At 50.5% G+C, this 19,363-nt stretch carries 23 protein-coding genes; 15 read left to right on the top strand and 8 right to left on the bottom strand.

Going from position 1 to position 19,363, the window contains the following annotated elements; genetic code table 11:
- Window positions 1-163: 163 nt before the first annotated feature.
- The 5 genes from JIF53_RS10435 (at window position 164) to JIF53_RS10415 (ending at window position 6,628) form a co-directional block, all read left to right on the top strand.
- Window positions 164-1,177 (top strand): 5'-nucleotidase, encoded by a 1,014-nt coding sequence (locus JIF53_RS10435; protein ID WP_199452428.1) that lies wholly within the window; start codon window positions 164-166, stop codon window positions 1,175-1,177.
- 45 nt (window positions 1,178-1,222) lie between these two features.
- Window positions 1,223-2,566: a DarT ssDNA thymidine ADP-ribosyltransferase family protein gene (locus tag JIF53_RS10430; RefSeq protein WP_199452427.1), complete on the top strand. Its 1,344-nt coding sequence runs from the start codon at window positions 1,223-1,225 to the stop codon at window positions 2,564-2,566.
- Complete coding sequence (locus JIF53_RS10425) at window positions 2,560-3,690, top strand: macro domain-containing protein (RefSeq protein ID WP_199452426.1); 1,131 nt, start codon at window positions 2,560-2,562, stop codon at window positions 3,688-3,690. Before JIF53_RS10430 ends, JIF53_RS10425 begins: the two co-directional genes overlap by 7 nt.
- 569 nt (window positions 3,691-4,259) lie before the next feature.
- Window positions 4,260-5,147 (top strand): Kiwa anti-phage protein KwaB-like domain-containing protein, encoded by an 888-nt coding sequence (locus JIF53_RS10420; RefSeq protein ID WP_199452425.1) that lies wholly within the window; start codon window positions 4,260-4,262, stop codon window positions 5,145-5,147.
- A gap of 596 nt (window positions 5,148-5,743) precedes the next feature.
- Window positions 5,744-6,628: a hypothetical protein gene (locus JIF53_RS10415; RefSeq protein WP_199452424.1), complete on the top strand. Its 885-nt coding sequence runs from the start codon at window positions 5,744-5,746 to the stop codon at window positions 6,626-6,628.
- 162 nt (window positions 6,629-6,790) lie between these two features.
- Here JIF53_RS10415 and JIF53_RS19440 read toward each other — a convergent pair whose 3' ends face one another.
- Window positions 6,791-7,030: a hypothetical protein gene (locus JIF53_RS19440; RefSeq protein WP_323127173.1), complete on the bottom strand. Its 240-nt coding sequence runs from the start codon at window positions 7,028-7,030 to the stop codon at window positions 6,791-6,793.
- A gap of 215 nt (window positions 7,031-7,245) precedes the next feature.
- On the opposite strand from JIF53_RS19440, the gene JIF53_RS10405 reads away from it, so the two are divergent.
- Together JIF53_RS10405 and JIF53_RS10400 are read left to right on the top strand one after the other, a co-directional pair.
- On the top strand, window positions 7,246-7,761 hold the full coding sequence (locus JIF53_RS10405) for a hypothetical protein (RefSeq protein ID WP_228285521.1): 516 nt from the start codon (window positions 7,246-7,248) through the stop codon (window positions 7,759-7,761).
- 37 nt (window positions 7,762-7,798) lie between these two features.
- A complete protein-coding gene (locus JIF53_RS10400; protein ID WP_199452423.1) occupies window positions 7,799-8,176 on the top strand; it encodes a thiol-disulfide oxidoreductase DCC family protein in 378 nt (125 codons plus the stop codon).
- Between the two features lie 11 nt (window positions 8,177-8,187).
- On the opposite strand, the gene JIF53_RS10395 is transcribed toward JIF53_RS10400, so the two are convergent.
- Window positions 8,188-9,096, bottom strand: a complete 909-nt coding sequence (locus JIF53_RS10395) for a bestrophin family protein (protein WP_323127169.1) — start codon at window positions 9,094-9,096, stop codon at window positions 8,188-8,190.
- A 554-nt stretch (window positions 9,097-9,650) separates the two neighbouring features.
- On the opposite strand from JIF53_RS10395, the gene trxC reads away from it, so the two are divergent.
- The 6 genes from trxC to JIF53_RS10365 all read left to right on the top strand — a co-directional run bounded on the left by trxC (window position 9,651) and on the right by JIF53_RS10365 (window position 14,402).
- Window positions 9,651-10,091 (top strand): thioredoxin TrxC, encoded by a 441-nt coding sequence (gene trxC, locus JIF53_RS10390; RefSeq protein ID WP_199452421.1) that lies wholly within the window; start codon window positions 9,651-9,653, stop codon window positions 10,089-10,091.
- A gap of 27 nt (window positions 10,092-10,118) precedes the next feature.
- A complete protein-coding gene (locus JIF53_RS10385; RefSeq protein ID WP_199452420.1) occupies window positions 10,119-10,421 on the top strand; it encodes a hypothetical protein in 303 nt (100 codons plus the stop codon).
- 34 nt (window positions 10,422-10,455) lie between these two features.
- The gene (locus JIF53_RS10380) at window positions 10,456-10,722 is read left to right on the top strand and encodes a DksA/TraR family C4-type zinc finger protein (RefSeq protein ID WP_076657156.1); all 267 of its coding nucleotides are present in this window, start codon (window positions 10,456-10,458) and stop codon (window positions 10,720-10,722) included.
- Between the two features lie 441 nt (window positions 10,723-11,163).
- Entirely contained in the window at window positions 11,164-11,493 is a 330-nt protein-coding gene (locus tag JIF53_RS10375; protein WP_199452419.1) for a hypothetical protein, read from the top strand.
- A 369-nt stretch (window positions 11,494-11,862) separates the two neighbouring features.
- Entirely contained in the window at window positions 11,863-13,356 is a 1,494-nt protein-coding gene (locus JIF53_RS10370; RefSeq protein ID WP_199452418.1) for a type VI secretion system PAAR protein, read from the top strand.
- A 419-nt stretch (window positions 13,357-13,775) separates the two neighbouring features.
- On the top strand, window positions 13,776-14,402 hold the full coding sequence (locus tag JIF53_RS10365; protein WP_199452417.1) for an ankyrin repeat domain-containing protein: 627 nt from the start codon (window positions 13,776-13,778) through the stop codon (window positions 14,400-14,402).
- 78 nt (window positions 14,403-14,480) lie between these two features.
- Here JIF53_RS10365 and JIF53_RS10360 read toward each other — a convergent pair whose 3' ends face one another.
- Window positions 14,481-15,422, bottom strand: coding sequence for a LysR family transcriptional regulator (locus JIF53_RS10360; RefSeq protein WP_199452416.1), 942 nt, complete (start codon window positions 15,420-15,422; stop codon window positions 14,481-14,483).
- Between the two features lie 46 nt (window positions 15,423-15,468).
- On the opposite strand from JIF53_RS10360, the gene JIF53_RS10355 reads away from it, so the two are divergent.
- Both JIF53_RS10355 and JIF53_RS10350 read left to right on the top strand, forming a co-directional pair.
- Window positions 15,469-16,452 carry an aldo/keto reductase gene (locus tag JIF53_RS10355; RefSeq protein WP_022993462.1) on the top strand — a complete coding sequence of 328 codons (984 nt, stop codon included), beginning with the start codon at window positions 15,469-15,471 and terminating at the stop codon, window positions 16,450-16,452.
- Window positions 16,449-16,883, top strand: a complete 435-nt coding sequence (locus JIF53_RS10350; protein WP_199452415.1) for a carboxymuconolactone decarboxylase family protein — start codon at window positions 16,449-16,451, stop codon at window positions 16,881-16,883. Before JIF53_RS10355 ends, JIF53_RS10350 begins: the two co-directional genes overlap by 4 nt.
- Before the next feature lie 350 nt (window positions 16,884-17,233).
- Here JIF53_RS10350 and JIF53_RS10345 read toward each other — a convergent pair whose 3' ends face one another.
- The 5 genes from JIF53_RS10345 to JIF53_RS10325 all read right to left on the bottom strand — a co-directional run bounded on the left by JIF53_RS10345 (window position 17,234) and on the right by JIF53_RS10325 (window position 19,346).
- The gene (locus tag JIF53_RS10345; protein WP_199452414.1) at window positions 17,234-17,791 is read right to left on the bottom strand and encodes a nucleoside 2-deoxyribosyltransferase; all 558 of its coding nucleotides are present in this window, start codon (window positions 17,789-17,791) and stop codon (window positions 17,234-17,236) included.
- 64 nt (window positions 17,792-17,855) lie between these two features.
- The gene (locus tag JIF53_RS10340; RefSeq protein ID WP_022992835.1) at window positions 17,856-18,149 is read right to left on the bottom strand and encodes a helix-turn-helix domain-containing protein; all 294 of its coding nucleotides are present in this window, start codon (window positions 18,147-18,149) and stop codon (window positions 17,856-17,858) included.
- The gene (locus JIF53_RS10335; RefSeq protein WP_022992834.1) at window positions 18,146-18,469 is read right to left on the bottom strand and encodes a type II toxin-antitoxin system RelE/ParE family toxin; all 324 of its coding nucleotides are present in this window, start codon (window positions 18,467-18,469) and stop codon (window positions 18,146-18,148) included. Before JIF53_RS10335 ends, JIF53_RS10340 begins: the two co-directional genes overlap by 4 nt.
- Window positions 18,470-18,538: 69 nt before the next feature.
- On the bottom strand, window positions 18,539-18,973 hold the full coding sequence (locus JIF53_RS10330; RefSeq protein ID WP_023008506.1) for a DUF3010 family protein: 435 nt from the start codon (window positions 18,971-18,973) through the stop codon (window positions 18,539-18,541).
- Window positions 18,974-19,001: 28 nt separating this feature from the next.
- Window positions 19,002-19,346: a PBPRA1643 family SWIM/SEC-C metal-binding motif protein gene (locus JIF53_RS10325; RefSeq protein ID WP_023008505.1), complete on the bottom strand. Its 345-nt coding sequence runs from the start codon at window positions 19,344-19,346 to the stop codon at window positions 19,002-19,004.
- Window positions 19,347-19,363: the final 17 nt, after the last annotated feature.

Here is a 19,363-nt window from a genome sequence, read left to right as displayed (position 1 = left end):
GGGCTATCAGAGTTTCGGAACAGCGTAGCACATTGATTTAAAAGCTTTGGTTGGCGAAGTCTGAGTTTTGGGTCTGAGCTTTTATTGACGCTCAAATGATCGCAGCAACGAAGCGCACCATCTAATCACTGTTAGCCCTGTAGACCTTCAGAAAGGAATATACATGCCAATTGATTTATCAGAAACGTTAGTTATCGGAATTTCAGCGACGGCACTGTTCGATCTCTCGGAGGCTGATAGAGTATTCAGAGAAAAGAAGGCGGAAGATCCAGAAACTGCGATTATTGAATACCGAGAGTACATGCTCCAGCATGAGGATGAGCCTTTACAAGACGGCACCGGGATGCCTTTAGTTAAAGCGTTGCTAGGTTTGAATAAGCACCAAGCTGAAGGTGATAAAGACCCCATCGTAGAGGTAGTTGTCATCTCAAAAAATAGTCCAGAAACAGGGTTCAGGGTTCTCAAGGAAATAAGAAGGCGAGGACTAGCGATCACGCGATCAGCCTTCACTGCAGGGGAGCCAAGTTCGGACTATTTAGAAGCATTTTATGTCGATTTGTTCCTCACCACCGATGAGTCAGATGCGCAAAGCGTGGTTGACAGTAAAGTATGTGCTGGGGCAATTGTAAGAGAGCCGCCAAGCTCCTCACAAGAGTTAAGAGACGATCAAGTAAGGTTTGCCTTCGATGCTGATGCGGTTTTGTTTAGTGAGGAAAGTGAGCTTATCAATCAGACGGAAGGGCTCGACAAATTTTGGGAAACCGAAGATCTTCAAAAAGAGGTTCCTCTGCAAGAAGGCCCACACGCAAACTTGTTGAGAAAACTTTCTAAAATCCAAGAGCGATTACCTGGAAGAATCGAGTACTCTCCGGTCCGACTGGCGATCATGACAGCAAGGAATAGCCCCGCTGAAATGAGAGTAATAAACACTATACGGGCATGGAACGTATATATAGATCAAGCTTTCTTTCTTGGAGGGTTGCAGAAGAGTCGATTCTTAAAGGCATTTAAGCCACATATTTTCTTTGATGATCAGGATTCACATTTGGATACAGCAGCTCTAGATGTCCCCAGCGCAAAGGTGTTGTATCCAAGTGATTCGCCGTTAAGGAAAATCTTCGAAGAAAAAAAGGCTAATAAATCAATGCAGCCTACCGATAACGCGTCGGCTGATTGAAGCGTTAGGGCTCTAATCGGAAATTGAATTTTCAAGGATAAAGGTATGAGCATCCCGCAGAATCTAAAAGGAAGATATGCATATCATTTTACTTTGATTGACAACCTTGAATCGATCATTGAAAGTGGATTGTTGTGTACAAATCTAAAGAACGAGCGGGGTATCTCTCACGAAAATATAGCCGAGTATGGGATACAAGGCAGACGAAGTGCTATGCTTGTGCCGTGCTCGGAAGGAAGTTGCGTTCACGATTACGTGCCGTTCTATTTTTCGAAAAAAACTCCGATGCAACTCGGCGTGATCAATAAGAAAAATGTAGACCAGCCTCTACTGATATACTTTGCAATTCCCATCGAAATCATTGAGAAAAAAGCGGGGGTTGTATTCGCAGATGCTTCTGCAAACACTGATGTCCCGCCAAATTTCTACGATTTATCAGCGGTACATATGCTGAATTCTTTAAACTGGGATGCAATTGATGATAAAAAGTGGGGATGCCCATCCGATGAATATCGTCATCAAAAAATGGCAGAATTACTCATTCCAGGCGAAATCAAAATTTCGGAAATTTCTTACATTGTCGTATGGAATGAGCGGATAAAGGAGGAAGTGGAAAAGATATTTACAGCCAAAGCCACGCAGCCCCCTGCCATTAAATACGATACAGATCACTATTATACAAACTTTTATGAAGGCGGTAGACAATCGATCGTAACTGGCCCAAGAATTTTAAAGAATAATGTGGACAATACGATTGTAGATATATGCAATAACACTAATGGACCGACGAAGTATGAAAACATTAGAGCTGTACTAGACGCGATATCAAATAACTTCTCATCGATAAAAGAACTTGATGACATTGATGGATTAAGGGCCAGCTACGGACCGCATAAGGATGATGTTGGTACACATAGCAGAAAGGTGGCTGGTGGACTCGATCAGTTTTTTGAATACAATGAGCTATCTGAGGAAGACAAAGATATTGTTCTTTTGTCAGCGTATTTGCACGACATAGGGAAAGGTCCGAAATCTCGATGGGGTCAAGATGGAATGACTAAAGCTGACAATGATCATGCGGTGAAGTCCTTGCCTATGCTAAAGCGAATCCTTACTGAAGATATTGGTGGGCTTAGTAAGGATGCTATACGAAAAATTGTGATTTTAGTGACGTACGATGATCTGATTGGCGATATCGTTGCAAGAGGGCGTAACGAAAATCAGTTGTTTGATGTGATTGAAGATGAAAATGACCTTAATATGCTCGTGGCCATTGCTAAGGCAGATATGAACTCAATTAACCCATTTTGGGTGATGTCCCATAACCGATCGATTGAGGCTTTGAAATCTAAAGCTCTTCAGGCCATAGGGTGTAATGACGCATGCTAGAGTTTGTTAAAGGAGATTTCTTTGATTTTGATGCAGACATTCGAGTAAACACGGTTAACTGTGTGGGGGTCATGGGCGCGGGTGTAGCACTAGCTTTCAAGAATAAATACCCTGAGATGTTCAAAGAGTATGTGCGGCAATGCAAGGAAAAGGAAATAGCTCCTGGAAAGCCCAGTGTTTGGAAACAAGGTGATATGTTTTCAAAAGGGCTTGAGATTATTAACTTCCCTACAAAGAACCATTGGCGCAACCCTTCTGAATATGAGTATGTTGAGAATGGTCTTATTTGGTTGTCAAAATATTTAGAGGACAAACAGGGTTTGACGATAACATTGCCTGCACTTGGCTGTGGGCATGGAGGATTAGACTGGAGAAGAGTTAAGCGGCTAATCATAAAATATCTTGAAGGAAAGTCAAACCGTATTCTTGTATTTGAACCAGAAGCCTCCAAGAAAGCGGGTGAAAAGGTGTCAATGACTCCTGAAAAGTTATCTGAACTTGAAAATCTTGGCATCAAAGTTGTGAGGAAAAATGAAAGGCTTTATCCACTTGGGTTAAAGCGTTATACGGAAAAGGATCTCTGGGTCCTTGGGGATATAATTACAGAATTCGATATTGCTATAATATCAAGCACAAAACCTAGCGAAGAAGAAAAGGCTGTAGTCGATAAGTTAATACATTATGGTTTTATAAATAATTATAGCATTTTGTTTGGTGGCTCTGCATTTGATAAACGAATGGCTTCGTTTGCTATGAAGCAAGGGATTGAAACTGGAGTTTTTTTGCCGAGCGGTATTTCTATTTCGGCCAAGAAAATGCGTAACAAAGGGAGGGAGGGAACTGCATCTGTTCTTTCAGTAGGTGACCCGTTTAAAGAATTCGATAAAAGGGAATATATGCCCTCGGTCCTGAGTCGGATGTTTATCTGTAAATCAGTTGTGTTTACAACAGATAGGCTTAAATGGCTCGAAAAACAAAGAAGTGTTATCTTAAAACAAGAAGCCCATTCATATTTTGTCAAGTACGAAACACTTCAGGACGAAGATTATGTCGCGGCTATTAGTATAAATGCAAAACCGGTAAAGCTATTTGGTGGTGATTTTAAACCCGAGATCAAGCCCTAAAAATGCGTTGCACCGGACAAGCCGGTGCAACGCAGCGTTAACCAGGGATGAATGTTATGAGGAATTGGTTGAAAACGATATTGTTTGTATCCTCTTTTTCGCCAACCCTTCTGATTTTGGCAGGGGTTAGGTATTACGCTATTGGAAAGTTAGACTCCTTGGTTATTCAGCTGTCAATAATTTCGATTATTGGGATAGTGTTGCCCTTTCTGATACTTGCTTTGGTTAGAAAGGAGTCGCAAAGAGTAAATTTTTCTGCAAAAAAGGTGGAATCGGCGGATTATTACCTGCTAGTTTTTTTGGGGAGCTATGCTTCACCAATTGTTATGAAGATTGCGGAAATTAATTTCTTAATGGCTGCCATTACGGTTGGTCTTATATTTGTTGTCGCGTGGTTCGTTTCAAATATTCCCTCGCACCCAATACTTTATTTGTTTAAGTTTAGGTTTTATAAGGTGGAGTCGAACGATGGAATGGTCTATACGTTGATAACAAGAAGAATCATACGAAGCCCTAGTAACGTGACTCGGGTGATGAAGCTATCTAGTGCTATGCTAATGGAGTAGAGGATGCCTTTAAGCCTTTTTGGGTTGACAAACGATCCGGCTCGTCGAATTGTTAAATTTGAACTGTCAAACTCGGTTCAAGCTGAGCTTTCTGATTATATTAAAAGTCAGGAAGAGAGTTTTGATGAAGCGGCTGAAGAGTTCGAGTTTGACGGGAAGTACAAGCCAGATGTGGGGGAAGTTTTATACATTAATGATTACGATGATATTGATGGACTTGCCCGAGCAGTAGAGAACCCCTTGGGAGTGGATCCTGTAGACCCTACTGAAGACTTCTTTCTTGACATAAAAGCTCTATTTACTGGTTACCGAACGCAGAATGGAACTATTAAAATATTGCTCCAGAACTTCGACAGAAGAAAAATAATTTCAACGAACGGTCTTTCAATTTTTCATGCCAATAATGTTTACAAGAAAATAGAAGGTATAGGGCTCACAGTCGATCATAAACTTACCGCAACTTTGGAGGCAGGAAAATTAAAGTTCTACAGCTTTCACTCTACGCGGCAAATGTTCGACCTCAGTGAGTATTACAAAGAAGCCACGGATACTGATGTTGTTGATTTCCTTCAAATTGACGTTATGCAGTCTGTGGATTCCGACGATTTCATCGCCCTCGCGGACTCATGGGTGAGAAGAAAAATCTCTTTGGTTCAACAAAGTGGAATTTTACAAAATGTTCCTCTTCATGAAATTAGGGCAGTCGCTATTGATTTCGGCATTCCTTTTGAGACAGTTGATGAAGATGGCAATGAAGTAATATGTGTTCCTGATAACAAGTCAGATCTTAAAATGCTCTTAAGATTCTTGGATGAGGACTATTACAAGTCGCCTCTATCGAAAACACATTTTGTCACTAATTCCAAGCGAGTCGTGGAAGATCGCTCCTAGTGGTTAATAAGTGCGTCAACAGGACCGTGGACTTCCCCCACTTCAATGGACACGCATCGATAACTCTTATATCTACCATCCTTCCAGAGGATTTTGGAAGCAATTCGTACTACGAAAGACAAAAAGAATTGGTAAGTTGGCACATAGGTGAATTAGGCGATATTGAATGGCTTTTCGATTATTGGCTCGGTCATAGCTATAACTTAAGGCAATATCTTTGGGCGCCCCGTGATAGCGACGTTTTGAAAGCGAAAGATGTAATTCGTGTGCTAGGTCTGGAAAACCTAAAGAAGGCGATTAATTAGCTGTCTATGGATTATTGGGGTAATTTTTGCGGATGGCCAGATTTTTTGGTTCACAATGACGATTAGATTAGATTAGATTCGATTCGTTGAAGTTAAGTCAAAGAACGACAAGCTGAGTGAAGATCTAAAATATTGGCTCTTGGGTAGTTACGCCTACATGGGGGTTCATGCAACAATTTTAAAAGTTGGCAAATAATAAAAATACTCTGTTGCCGGAAAATTTCTTCACCGCTTTTCGATTGCGAAATTTCCGAAAAGATTTGCGCGAGAAGACATTACTGAGGGGGTGGGATGGATACCAATAAAGAAAATGCGTTTGAAGTTACTATTGATTTTGAACGCGGGAGCGGTGATCCCACTAGAGTTTTTCGGACGATGTCCGACCTCATAGAAGCGTTTGAATCTCTAGATAAGCACCTTCTGAGTTCGTTTGACGTAGCCCTGAATACTTCCTTGGTTCTGGACGAAGTTGAGACGGGGTCGCTAAAAGCGCGGTTCCGCGATCTGATCGCGGGTGTACCTGATGAGGCGCTTAAAGATGGTGAGTGGAAAAAGGTTTTAGGGCACTTCCTTCTTCGCGCAAAGTACGCAATTTTAAAATGGCTAAATGATCAAGACGATACTGTAAACCGAGAAAACGTCAGAGATCTTGAAGAAGAAATAGCGAAGATTGCGGAAGATACAGATATTAAACAGTTACCGGCGTATGGCGCGCCTCGCGCCGATGTCCTTTTGTCAGACGTCCGCTCCATTCAGGAAAGCCTTGGTCACCTTGAGAATAATGATTCTGCGGCCTATGAATACGACGGCCAGAAAATTTCATTTAACCGGGATCTGGAAATATCTAGCGAGATTGTCCGGGACGTGCTTACGAAAGAAGTGGTAAAGCACTCTTCGAGACAGGTTGTTAAGGTTAAAAAGCCGGATTACCTCGGGAAATCGATGTGGTCTTTCCAATACGCTGGGCACTCGATTGATGCAAAGATCTCACACACGGACTGGCTCTATGACTTTCAAAAGCGCGCAATTGATGTCCGTCCAGGTGACGCACTCCGAGTACTGCTTTACGAAGAAACCTCTTATGGCTATGACCAAGAGATAGTGCATTGCCACTACGAAATTGAAAAAGTTTACGAGGTAATACGTCCGCCGTCTCAGGGACAAATAGAATTCTAAAAAATTGTGCAATGAAAACCGGGACAGATCTATTAATGCGGTTATTTAGGTAAGCTGGCCTGCTTTTCCGGGGTCATTCCCTTTTTGCCGCTCAGCTTCATCGTCCGGCGCTGGCAAAAAACGCCCAAACTCGATCATCTGGGTGGCCGGAATGTCCTGCAGTTAGATCCAGACATCTTCAGCTGAGATGTCCACGATTTGTGCGATTTCTTGAAGTATCTGGCTCATCAGCGCCGGTTTGATCTCGTTGCTTCTGCCCTCCCGCACCAATCCTTGCTCATAGACCTCAGGCGCGGTGTGCTCTCTGCCACCCACAAAGTGGTCGCCCTCACTGGCCGCAGAAAACAGAATCTGGGCAAAGAACCGGGGAGCGCCGGTTTGGGCGTTGTGGGCCGCTGTGATGGCTGGGGCGAGAGAGCCAGATCCGCGACCGTGACAGTGCTAATGGGCATGGGATACCCAAGCCATGGGGTTGTACGTTTGCACTGGTTGTCGCCACTATGGGCGTGAAGCGGGCTTGTTTCACAATAGCGACGCTTATCTGCCCGGCCACTCGCACGGTCCGCTGTCGCGCGTTTCGCGTTGGCTGCGCGGTAGGCTTCAGAGGCAACGGGAGGATGACATTGCCGATCATGGATCTGGACAGCTGGACGCTGTCACAGAGCATCGTGGTTTTCAGCGTCTGTGCGCTGGTCATTGCGATTGCGGGCACACGCATCACACGTGTGGTCGACCAGCTCGCCGACCGGACCGGGCTGGGTGAGGCGACCGCTGGAGCCGTGCTTCTGGGGGCAGCGACGTCCCTCAGTGGTTCGGTGCTCTCGGTAACAGCAGCCTACCGCGGGCACCCGGAGTTGGCTGCGAGTAATGCTCTTGGGGGCATCGCGGTACAGACCTTTTTCCTGGCTATTGCCGATATGGTCTACCGTCGTGCAAACCTGGAACACGCGGCGGCCTCGGCTCCGAACATGATGCAGAACGGCCTGCTGATCAGGCTCCTGGCAATCGAAAAGCATGCGAGCGAGACAATGATCGATACGCGCCTGGAATTTCAGGGCGATGGTACAGCCTCTCGCGGGTTATGCCTGAGATCCGAAGGGTTAACGGGAGCCACGCAGTGCTTTATCGTGTAGTCATCAGATGAATGCGATGCAAACAGGGGGGATAGCGATGAGGGCACCAGGCGATCAGCTTCGCGTGTACTACGATGGCGCCTGCCCAAGCTGTGTCAAGGATCGCAGGCTTTATGAACGACTCGCGGGCAGGACCGGCGAATCGGTGGAGTGGGTGGATATCACCGGCCGTGATGAGGAGTTGGAGGAACGTGGTATAGACCCGAAAGCCGCGCTTCAGGAGCTCCATGTGGAAGATGGCCAGGGCAACATCCACCGGGAACTGGATGCCTATATTCTGTTGATGTCGCGGGTCTGGCTGCTGAAACCGCTTGCCTGGCTGATTGGCTTGCCGGTAATTCGGCCAGCGCTGGCAAAGCTGTATCACAAATGGGTGAGCGAGCGGCTGGAGCGAACCGGGCGCATGCCGTTGTAACCGCCGGGCCCTTACTGCAACTGGTATTTGACCGGCTGCAGCGGTTCGGGTGCCGGGTAGCCCAGGGCTTCGGCAACACTGATTTCATGAATGCGGCAGATGGCATCCAGCGGCAGGTCGTTGGTGTGTCGGCCAAAGGGAAACTCAAGCTGTTCAGACAGGCGATCCAGCCCGAAAAACGTGTAGGCCACGATGGCGGTGAACACCGGCGTAAACCAGCCTGCGACGCCTACCAGACCGAACGGGAGCAGGTGGCAGAACACATACGCCGTGCGGTGAGCCAGCAGGGTGTAGGCAAAGGGCAGCGGGGTGAGGGCAATGCGTTCCGAGGCCGCCTGAATGCCCGCGAGGCCATGAAGGTGCTGGTCTACGGCCGCGGTTGCTACAGAATCCAGATCGCCCGCCTTGTGGGCTTCGGCGAGTACGTCTCCGGCCCGGTGCAGCATGAAGGCGGCGGGGTTGCGTGTGCTCAGGGCCTGGTCAATGAGTTCGGGCGCCAGTGACCCGGGCAGATCAGACCGTACATCTTCTCCCCGCAACTGGCCGCGCAGCAGGTGAGCGTGAGCAAGGCATCGGGTCAGAAGCTCCCGGCGTCGCTCCGGGCTCAGGTAAATGGTGCCAGTCCGCGCCAGGCTGCGAAATTCGTACACCATATGCCCCCAGTGTTTTCTGGCTTCCCACCAGCGGTCGTAGGTGGCGGTGTTGCGCACGCTTAAAAAGATGGACAGGGCGATGCCCATGATCGTGAACGGCAGAAGTGTGTAGTCGACCATGCCGTCGAGGTAGTGGTGGCGCGAAACCCAGGTAACGGCGGCTGCAAACATTCCCGTAAGCAGAATGTGCGGCAGAATGTGGGGGACAACAGACCCTTTCCAGGCCAGCAACAGCCGGAGTGGGCCGGGGCGCTCGCGAACAATCACGGTTAACACTCCTGGGATGGATGATGGCCTTGCCTGAGGGTTGGCCGCTGTGATTCCTATGCCTTTTTACGGAGAACCCACTCGTTACACAAGGGGGTAAGCTTTTTTAAGCGAGGGGGCAGCACTCTGGCCGTTGCCTGGCATTACCCTGTGGCTTCAGGGGCAACCAGTTCAGGCGGCGGATTTGTGGCAGCAGTCACTGTCGCAGGGTGATAGCAGGTAAGTGCTCGAAACTTCGAGAAACTGTTCGATAATCTGTGTCATCAAGATTCCCTCTGATTGTTTATTTGGAATGCAACCTAATAGTTTGGGGCACATTCCTATAAAAAAACTTCGGAAAACCGAGACACATTGAGACCGCTTGGCGCGGGGGCTGTAAATTCCGATTGTTTTATCGACAGTACTATGGTGCTTGAGCCTCTGACACCGACTTACTTTGATAGTAGCGGAAAGCGGTTGATGCGTGTTCGTGGGATGCGATTTTTCGTGCAGCTTGATTTCTCTTCTCCTGCCCCGATTATTTCTACCATCAGCCAATCAGAGGCCCGTTCATCATGACTGACGTTCGACACCTGGTATGTCCCCATTGCCACAAAGTGAATCGCGTACCGGTCGACAAGTTGTCCTCCGGCGGCAATTGTGGCGCCTGCAAACAACCGCTTTGGCCGGATCAGGTTCTGGAGCTAACGGAGCAGACCTTTGCTACCCACACCGGGCGCAGCGATCTGCCTGTGTTAGTGGACTTCTGGGCCAGTTGGTGTGGCCCGTGCAAAATGATGGCGCCCCAGTTCGAGCAGGCCGCGAAGGCCTGGCGCGGGAAAGTGCGCTTTGCCAAGCTGAATACGGAACAAGCCCCCGGGCCGGCCGGTCAGTTTGCGATTCGCAGCATACCGACCCTGATTCTGTTCCAGAACGGCCGGGAGGTGGCGCGCCAGAGTGGCGCCATGAATCAGGCCCAGATCAGTCAGTGGCTGCAAGCGCAGGGTATTCGCTAGGAAAAGCCGGGACAAAGGTGCCTTGCCATGAAGTTTCTGATCATCGGTGTTTTCGCCGCCATCGTGGCTGTCCTGATCTGGCGTAGTAAACAGAACACTGCCCCTGAAGAGCAGGCCTGTGCCATCGACATTGGCAAGCTGCTAAAAACCAATCCGGATGCCCAACCGCAGGCCATTGCCGATGTGTTCCAAAAGTACGGCATTGATCAATCTCGGTGTAAGGCTGTGGGCGCGATGGTGATGCCGCAGTTGCGAAAGCAGGGTTTGAAACCGGAAGATGCCAGGATTGTGATGAGGCAGGTGAGGGCGGCCTACCCTCTTGTGCCCTAGGCTGAATCAATTCAATTGATGATCGGAGAACGCTATGGCTGGTGGATGGTCACGGGACGGCGCTGTTCAGGATCAGATAGATGCGAGTATTGAAGATGAAGTGCAAAGGGCACGGAGTCAGCTTGGTAGCGGTGAGAGTGCGCTCTATTGTGACGAGTGTGGCCGGGCGATTCCCGAAGCTCGCCGTAAGGCAATTCCGGGTGTTCGGCTTTGTATTGCCTGCCAGTCTGCGCTTGAGAAGCAGCAATCGACATCACGCGGTTTTAATCGGCGGGGCAGTAAGGATAGCCAGTTGAGGTGAGTACGATGATGGGGTCTATCGTTTCCTATTGAGTTTCGGCGCCCTGTTTATGGCAGATTCATTGCTATCGTCGGTTTTTGCATCAACTTTCCTGAGCCCCCGTGGCGCAAGGTTGTCGCCTGGTTAACCCTAGGTTTCCAACACAGTTATCCACAGCTTTTGTGAGTAAAGTTCGTGATAAAGCTGTTCAGGAATCAGGCCGACGTTGCCGCCTCCGGTCTGCCCAGTCTAGCCGCTGATCGTGCATCTGAACCCGGAAGCCAGCTGTTAAGGATTTGTAACCTGTTGAAGTATAAATAAAATGTAAGGGGTGGCTTCTCGTGTGACTCTGTTATTCTCGAATGGTTCAAAACTGACAGGTGCCTGGTGGGGCGATGAGAACAGGGTCTCCCACCCGCGATACAGGACAAGTCAGACCACCTGAACCATGGGATTTACATCATGAATATGAAATCACTGCTCGTTTTTCTGTCTCTGAGTGCCACCTCGTTGGGTGCCGTTGCGGGTGATACCGCCGAAGCCGCGCTGGGTGGAGGTATTGGCGGCGCACTGGGGGCCGCCATCGGCAACGAGGTGGGTGGCAGAGACGGAGCGATTCTTGGCGGTGCTGTCGGTGCGGCAGCGGGAACGGCCGTGACTACCCGGGACCAAAGGGAACACGATCGCGATTATGATTATGATCGCCGTCGGTATGACGATGATCGTGGGTCTTACCGGAAGTCTCGCGGCCATTTCTGCCCACCGGGCCAGGCGAAAAAGGGTAACTGCTGAGACACTTGTGTTGCTGACGAAATGTAACGCGTCTGCGCTGGGGCAGTGTGCCTAACTGCGCATCGTCCATTTTTGCATCAAGTTTCCCGAGCCCCCGCGACACGGGGCTTGAGAGTGTTTAATCCGAGGTTTCCAACACAGTTATCCACAGCTTTTGTGAGTAAAGTTAGTGGTAAAACCGGTTAATCCTTAAGCTGCTACCGACGACAATCCTTGGCCCCCTCGGCGTATTGATATCACGTTATGGTTATTGAGCGCCCGGCTATGCTTGGGAAATCATTCGGCTTTGTTTACCATGTCTTGGTTGGTTGCCATTGACGGCGGCCCAGGGAAGTCTGCGTAAATCTTCAAGGATAGAAGGATTCAGGAATGAGCAAGAAAGTTGTGCTGTTGGGTGACTTGGGAACAGACCACCAAGGATTCCCTCCCACTCCGGTGATTGCCGGCTCACCCGATGTGTTGATTGATGGCAAGCCCGTCGCCCGCGTTGGCGACCCTCTCTCGCCACACTCCAAACCAAAGCACCCTCCTCATCCTCGTGCTATTGCTGCGGGTTCTGCAACGGTACTGATTAATGGCATTCCAGCCGCTGTGACTGGCAGTGCAATCTCTTGTGGTGGTGTCACGATCGGCACTGGTAGCGTTGTGATTGGTGATAGCCATTCGCCTGCGCCGTTTTCAGGGATCTCACCCGCGCCGTCAAAGATCGCTTCACGGGCGGCACCTCCTGCTACTCACTCTGGCAGCGCTATTCCTGCATCACCAAGGACCAATGGTTCCGGGAGTGGTGCGAGTAATCCTGTGGCAGGTGGGCCGGTAGCATCCAGTATGACTGGGCCAGGTGTGACTTCAACTCCAACTAATGGTCAGCCAGAGCCCGAGATAGAGCCGGGCTTCCATGTCGTTCAGGCACCCATGAGCAAAACAGAATTGTTGAGCGCTCTGTACGGCGATGCCTCGGCAAAACCAAATAGCTTTGACTGGTTGAATCCGGATCTTGGCGCACAGGTGTTGCCCGGTGAGATGATTGTATTGGGCGACCCTGAGAGCACGGAATGCACCCAGAAAGAAGCCGAATTGATGGAGGTGGCTGCTAGCGTAAATGCTCAGGTGAGGTCGCTGAAGCAGGACGAGGCGGAGTTCCTCGTTAAGTATTATGACTTGTTGGAAGCCATTACCTCAACGGGTTCGGCGGGGCTGGGTGCAGGCGCCGTGATGGTGTCGAAGCAGATCAGCAGTATTGAGAAGACGTTGAGGAACATTGAGCGTCTTCATCAGGAGAGTTACCGCAAACACGGCCATCTAAACCATTCGGAGTTCTTCGAGAAACGGCGGGCGCTTTTCAAGGAACTGGATTTTGCTTTGGGAAGCATTGCCCGCCGGGGAATGTCGCTGGATGACGATGCCAAGCTGAAACGAGCGCTGGGGTTGTCGTCGAAAAGTATTGTTAATCACTGGAATAAGGCTGGGGTGGGTGACATACCCGGATACGCCACCAATTTTGAGCGGGTTGCGGCGGGCGCCAAGTATGCAAAGGGTGTTGGCTATCTCTCGATTGGGCTCGATGTTGCTGCTTCGGGAATGAAAATTCATGCGGCGTGCACAGCAGGACAAGCGTCTGAATGCAGGCGCGTTAAGTACGTCGAAGGTGGTCGACTATCTGGTTCTGCCATTGGTGGCAGCGCGGGTGCATTTGCTGGACCATTAGTTTGTGGGGCCATAGGGCTTGCGACAGCAGGCCCAGGTGGTATCGCATGCGGAATCATAATGGCGGGTGTTGGCGGTTTCGCCGGCGGGGCAGTAGTTGGAGGCATCGGTGAAGATGTTGGTGAAGTAATTTACGAGGTAACGATAGATGAATGACACGCTCCAGATAACAGCTGCATTCATCGGGGCTGGAGCGCTTGTTTTGGGATTGGTTTCACTATGCATCATGCTAACGTTGGCCTTCTCTCGAGTGTCGACAATCGAGGAAAGAATTTCTCGCCCTGGAACCTCTGCACTGGAACACCGGAAAATCTGGGGCAACGACCCTCTGGGCCGATTAATGAGAAGCGGCTATGTATTTACGTTTCTTGTTCTTCGGTCAGTACCATCAAGCCGGCTTAATCGCTCAGCGGCGAAAATTGGTGATGTATCCACACAATTGCCTTTGCGAATGACCCTGTGGGCGGTAGTGCCTCCGTTGCTTTTGTATGGTTGCGTTGCAGTGTTGTTAATTGTCGGCTTGCTCTTGTGAGGAGCATCTGTCGGCATTGTTGACTTCCTCAAGGATGAATAGCGTGCTGATTAAATATTTCCTGAGTCACAAAAAGGCACTGACGCTTTGCGGAGGGGCCTTGGTGATTGCCCTGACGTTATATCCGATGTTTTATCGCACCTGGGCGTTTGGCTCCGATGCCTGGGGGTTATCCGTCATAGCGATTCTTGATCCCGAAGAAGTGCCCTGGAGCCCTTCGGATTTCAACAGCCTGGCGATCCGGCCTGCCGTTGCCTACTGGCTTCTGACAAATTTCGATTGGCCTTATGAGCGCTGTGGTAAAGCGATGACCGCGATGGACGGTTGTTCTCAGCCTCTGGTTAATTTTGTGGGCACTACGCTGGATACGCACGAACCTGACTCGATCATGACGCGCCGAGGCTATGGGTTGCTTCGGCATTTTGCGGCACGGGGAGAGCCGGTGAATGGCTATTACAACGGGCTGACGCCGGTGCATGAGGCCGTACTCTATGCCAATGTGGACTACCTTCACGCCTTGCTGGAGCTGGGGGCGGACCCGAACCTGCCAATTGATATGCAGGAGAAGGACTACCATGGCTTCAATGCGTTTGAGTTTGCGGTGTTTTTGGAGGCCCGGAATCCGGAAATGTATCAGGTTATTCGGGTAGTACTTGGCGGCAGCGAGTGAGCTACTTTGAATGCGAGTCGACGATCAGCGCAGCGCTGAAATAGATCTGCGTGTAGCTAGAAGAAATGGAGGCATACGTTACCCGCCCAAGCGCTCACTGTTTCTGGCCACCACGTCTATTAGAAAGTCTGCCAGGGCCCTGATTCGTCTAGACTTTGCCAAGTCGGTTTGTATGACGAGATAGATAGGCTGATCGACTCCAAGATCGGTGTCGACACAAACGAGTCCTGAGTTCCGAGCGATGAAATGTGGCAACAGTGCGAGCCCAAGCCCTGCCTTTGCTGCGGCCACCTGGGTGGCTAGTGAAGTGGTTGTCAGGGCGGGTCTTCTTCCACGCAAGATCCGCTCTATCCACTGAGCGGCAGGCAAATGTGAGTACATTTCCCCCCAGGTAATGAAATCATCCGTATCGTAGTAACCTAGGTCCGGGTTGCTCTCACGTCTTAGCTCATAGGACGTGCTGCAGTAGAGTCCATACCCCAAGGTGCCAAGAGCACGAAGTGTGACGTTGCCCCTTTCTGGCCGCACCATTCGCAATGCTAAATCCGCATCGCGTCGATGCAGGTTGGCGGTTGATATGTCTGTAACCAGCTCAACCAACAGATCGGGGTATTGGGCTCGAAATGCCGGGAGTTCCGGCAGTATGAGTTCGGTGGCGACATTTTCCGCTGTAGCCAGACGCACGTGGCCACTCATCTGCGCTTGGGTGTCTGCGCCTACGGCAAACGCGTGCGCTGCAGCCTCCAAGGCTTCGGCCTTTTCTATCAACTCAGCACCGTCCTCAGTTAACTCGTATCCCGATTGCTGACGTACGAAAAGCGGAAGTTTTAGTGCCGACTCAAGCCGCTCGATGCGACGTGAAAGTGTCGCAATGCCTACATTCAAGTTCTGGGCTGCGGCGCTTAGCGTGCCGCAACGGGCCACTGCCAGAAAGGCGCGGGTGTCATCCCAAACCATGCCCCTCGGCATCTCGTTTCCGATAATGGAAATCCTTTTGCCAAATTTGTTTGTATTTTCCATTTTTCGAGTCTGTCACGATTTAGTTCTAGACATCAAGGAGTCAGACATGGAAAAACGAGTGCTTGGAACAGGCTTCTCCGTTTCATCGATCGGATTAGGGTGCATGGGGATGAGCGAGTTCTATGGGCCCCGTGATGACAGTGAGTCGTTGCGTGTAATGGAAAGGGCGGTGGAGCTCGGCGTTGACTTTTTCGACACCGCCGACATGTATGGGCCGCACCACAATGAGGAGCTTATCGGTCGATTTCTAGCCGGTAGTAAGGCGCCTGTTCACGTCGCGACTAAGTTCGGCATTGTGCGTAATCCTGGCGAATATAAGCGGAGCTTGAAGAACGGTTCCGACTATGCGCGCAGGGCATGCGAAGCCTCTCTTCGTAGGTTAGGAATTGAGCAAATCGATCTGTATTACGTGCATCGCGTCAATCCGGAGGAGCCAATAGAGGAGACGATTGGCGGGCTTGAGAAGCTCATTCAATCAGGGAAAATCGCCCGTATTGGTCTTTGTGAAGTGAGCGCTGAAACCTTACGAAGGGCTCATGCGGTGCACCCGATTACCGCTATTCAGACTGAGTATTCACTTTGGGCTCGAGAGGTAGAGCGCGATGTTCTGCCGACATGCCGTGAGTTGGGTATTGGTTTTGTTCCATACTCCCCCCTGGGCCGAGGTTTTCTGACAGGGCGATTTCAAGACCCTGGAGAGTTCGATCATAACGACTTTCGTGCTCACCTCCCACGGTTTGCGGAAAGAGCAATCGGCGCGAACCGCCGAATTGCCGATGTTATAGCTGAAAAAGCCAAGCTTAAAGGGTGCACGCCAGCTCAGCTCTCATTGGCGTGGCTGTTAGCCCAAGGGGACGATATCGTTCCAATCCCTGGTACCAAGCAGTTGCGCTACCTAGAAGAGAATGTCGCAGCAGCAGATGTCAGTCTTACCGTAGCGGAGCAGCGGGAGCTCGAAACCGCCACTGAGTCACTGCCAGTAGTGGGTGAGCGTTACAGCGAGGAAGGCATGAAGGGGGTGAATGTATGAGTTCTCCAGGCTCTGATCGCCGCACTCAAGCTTTAAATCTACTCGAATCACTCGACCCGGCCGCGCCGGGAAAGGTTGCCGCAAGCCTTGATGAGTTTCACAGCGAGGCTGTAGAAATACTTCTCGGGTTTTCCTTTGCTGATGTAGTGGCGCGTGAGGGGTTATCACTTAGAACACGAGAGATGCTCACTGTCGCCATGTTGTCTGCCGTAGGCACGGCACCAGGCCAATTGGAGTTTCATATGCGCGCAGCGCTGCATATTGGAGTGACGCAAGAGGAAATTGTCGAGATTGTCCTCCAAGTTGCTGTATATGCGGGAATTCCTGCCGCAATGAATGCCATTACAGCGGCAAAATTGGCCTTCAAGGAAGACCGGTTGGGCACACAGTCTCATGGCGCAACGCAGGGAGGTGAGAAAAATGTACGCTAGAACCACAACCTGGCGTGATTGGGTTGCCGTGACCGCACTTGGTATTGGTAGCTTCACAATTGTCACTGCGGAATTGGCACCGATTGGATTGCTCTCCGATATTGGGAACAACCCGGTCTAGGCTATCGACAATAGATATTCTACCGGCTGCGCTTACTTCGACCGCACAAGGAGCGGAACAGCTCTATCGCGCCTTGCTGGAGCAGGGGGCGGCCCCGAACTTGCCCAGTGATATGCCGGAGAGGGACTGCCACGGCTTTAAGGTGGTTGAGCTTGCAGCGTTTTGGGAAGCCTAGAGTCCGGAAATATATCAGATTACTCAGGCAGAACTTGGCGGTAGCGAGTGAGTATTACCTGGAGTTGGAGTAGTCTATCAGCGCCTGAACACAACGGCGGAACAGTTCAGCCGAGAAAAACCGGTGTTCGCCGGGCTGTTCTGCCACGAGTAGCTGGCCACCGGACTCCTGGAGGCCACATTCAATCATCAGGTTGTCGCTCATCTCGAAGTCTTCAATGCTGTGGCCCAGTTCATCCCGATCGGCTGCGCCCGCGCGTTCACGGTAGTGCCTGCGGTCCATTGTGAATCCGAATGCAGCTTTGCCCTGGCCGATAATGTAGCCGACTTCGAACACCGTGCCCGGGTCCGCACTGATGCCTCGGAAGGGGGTGAGGTTGGCAATGACGGCGTCGCAACTGTCCATCAGTTCGCGGTTGGCCTGGTAGATCCGGTGGCCGCGCGCCGGTTTCGCTTCCTCGTCGGAAAACGTCAGGGCGGTGTCCAGTGGGTCTATGCCTTCATAGCCGGCTTCGCGCAGCAGGCGCTTTTTCTCGGCGACGATAGTGTTGTGTTCTTCGTGTGGGAAAAACACCTCCGGGCCGGCCAGGTAGATGCGTTTGGGTTTTGTCATGGCGAAGTCGTTTCCTGCTTCAGTCCTGGCAATTGCCCAAATCCAAACCGTATTGGACTGGCGATCAATGCTGAGAGGCTGGGTCGTATTCAATTGCTTCCAGTTTTACCCGAAAGCCACAGGCTGCTGCGTATTTGTTGAGCGTTCCCCAGCTTGGGTTGCTACGGCCTCTCTCAAGCCTCGAGATGTTGCTTTTGTTGGTTCCGAGCTTTTTCGCAACGTCTTCCTGAGTAAGGCCTGCTTTAGTCCTCATTGCGATCAACTGGTCGATCAGGCTGAATTCTTCCTGGAGGGCATCGTACTCCTGGTGAACTTCCGGATTTTCGAGTGCCTTTTGTCTGAACTGTTTGAAATTCATGATTTTTTGACCTCCTTTAAACGCTCTTTCGCGAGCTCTAGGTCTTTCTTCGGTATCTTTTGATCCTTTTTTACAAACACGTGCAGGATGATGATCCGTTTGCCCTGCATGTAGCAGAAGATTCCTCTACCTATTCCTTCTTTGGCTTTTGCTCGGATTTCAAACAGCTCACCACCTAAAGACTTTGTGTGCGGCTCTCCAAGGTTGGCCCCGTGCTTCTCCATCAATTCCATCAGCCGAATCATTCTGGCCTGAATCTTTGGCGGCATCTTAGCCAACTCTTCGCCTACTGAGTCGTAGAATTCAATCTCCCAATCCATGGGTGCTCCTTTGCCTTTTTGTTATCATATACGATAACTCTGAGCTTGAACACTATCTTGATAGCCGCCTCAACGAGCCTGAAGCTGTGCCACATAGGCGGTAATAAAAGCATTTTCCTGGAAGACTTTCAGGCCTGTGTCGGCAAAGGTGATGGGCACGGGGTTGGACGCCAGGGTGGATTTGATCAGGGCCGGAGGCACCAGGGTCACGTTCAGCTCAGAGTCGGCAATCAACTGGATGGCGGCTTCCATTTTGAAGCTGATGGCGCCACCGGCAAACTTGCCTTTTTGCATCCGCTCTTTTATCGCGACCGTGGCCACTCCGTATTCGGCCATCAACTCCGCAAAGGTGGCCTGAAACGTTTTCAGGTCGTCCCGGCTGTGGTTTTTCGGTAGCGACAGTTTGCGTACTTTGCAGTCGGGCAGGTTGAATTGGCCCCGGTCCATATTCAGCATACACACCACCGCATCGCTGCCGGTCAGTTCTACTCCGCATACAATCATAATAATGCCCCCTATGCCCCGGTTACTCTCAGCCGCAGCATTTCTTGAATTTGAGTCCGCTACCGCAAGTGCAGGCGTCGTTGCGGGAGGGAGATTTTGCTGTGGTGACTGTTCCCGTTTTATTCAGGATAGCCGTGAGCTCGTTGACGGATTCAACGGCGCCTTCGCGGGTATCAACGGAGATGGTTGCGTGAAGCTTCGCCGCGGCCACCTGGGCCTCAACTTCTTTCCTGCGTGCTTCACTGGTAACCACCAGCGTTAGTGGGTACTTCTTGCTGCCGCTCTTTTGGCTGGCGTTTGTCTGAAAGCCGCCGTAAGCCGTGTGGTGCTGGCGGGCATCTTGCCGACCTTTATAGAAAAATTTATCTGACATGCTGATATCCTGAAGGA

It is taken from the genome of Marinobacter sp. bablab_jr008 (assembly GCF_016464145.1).
GTDB classification, from domain to species: domain Bacteria; phylum Pseudomonadota; class Gammaproteobacteria; order Pseudomonadales; family Oleiphilaceae; genus Marinobacter; species Marinobacter nauticus.
The sequence above is the reverse complement of the archived record's forward strand: the minus strand, read 5'-3'. Positions and strand labels throughout refer to the sequence as shown.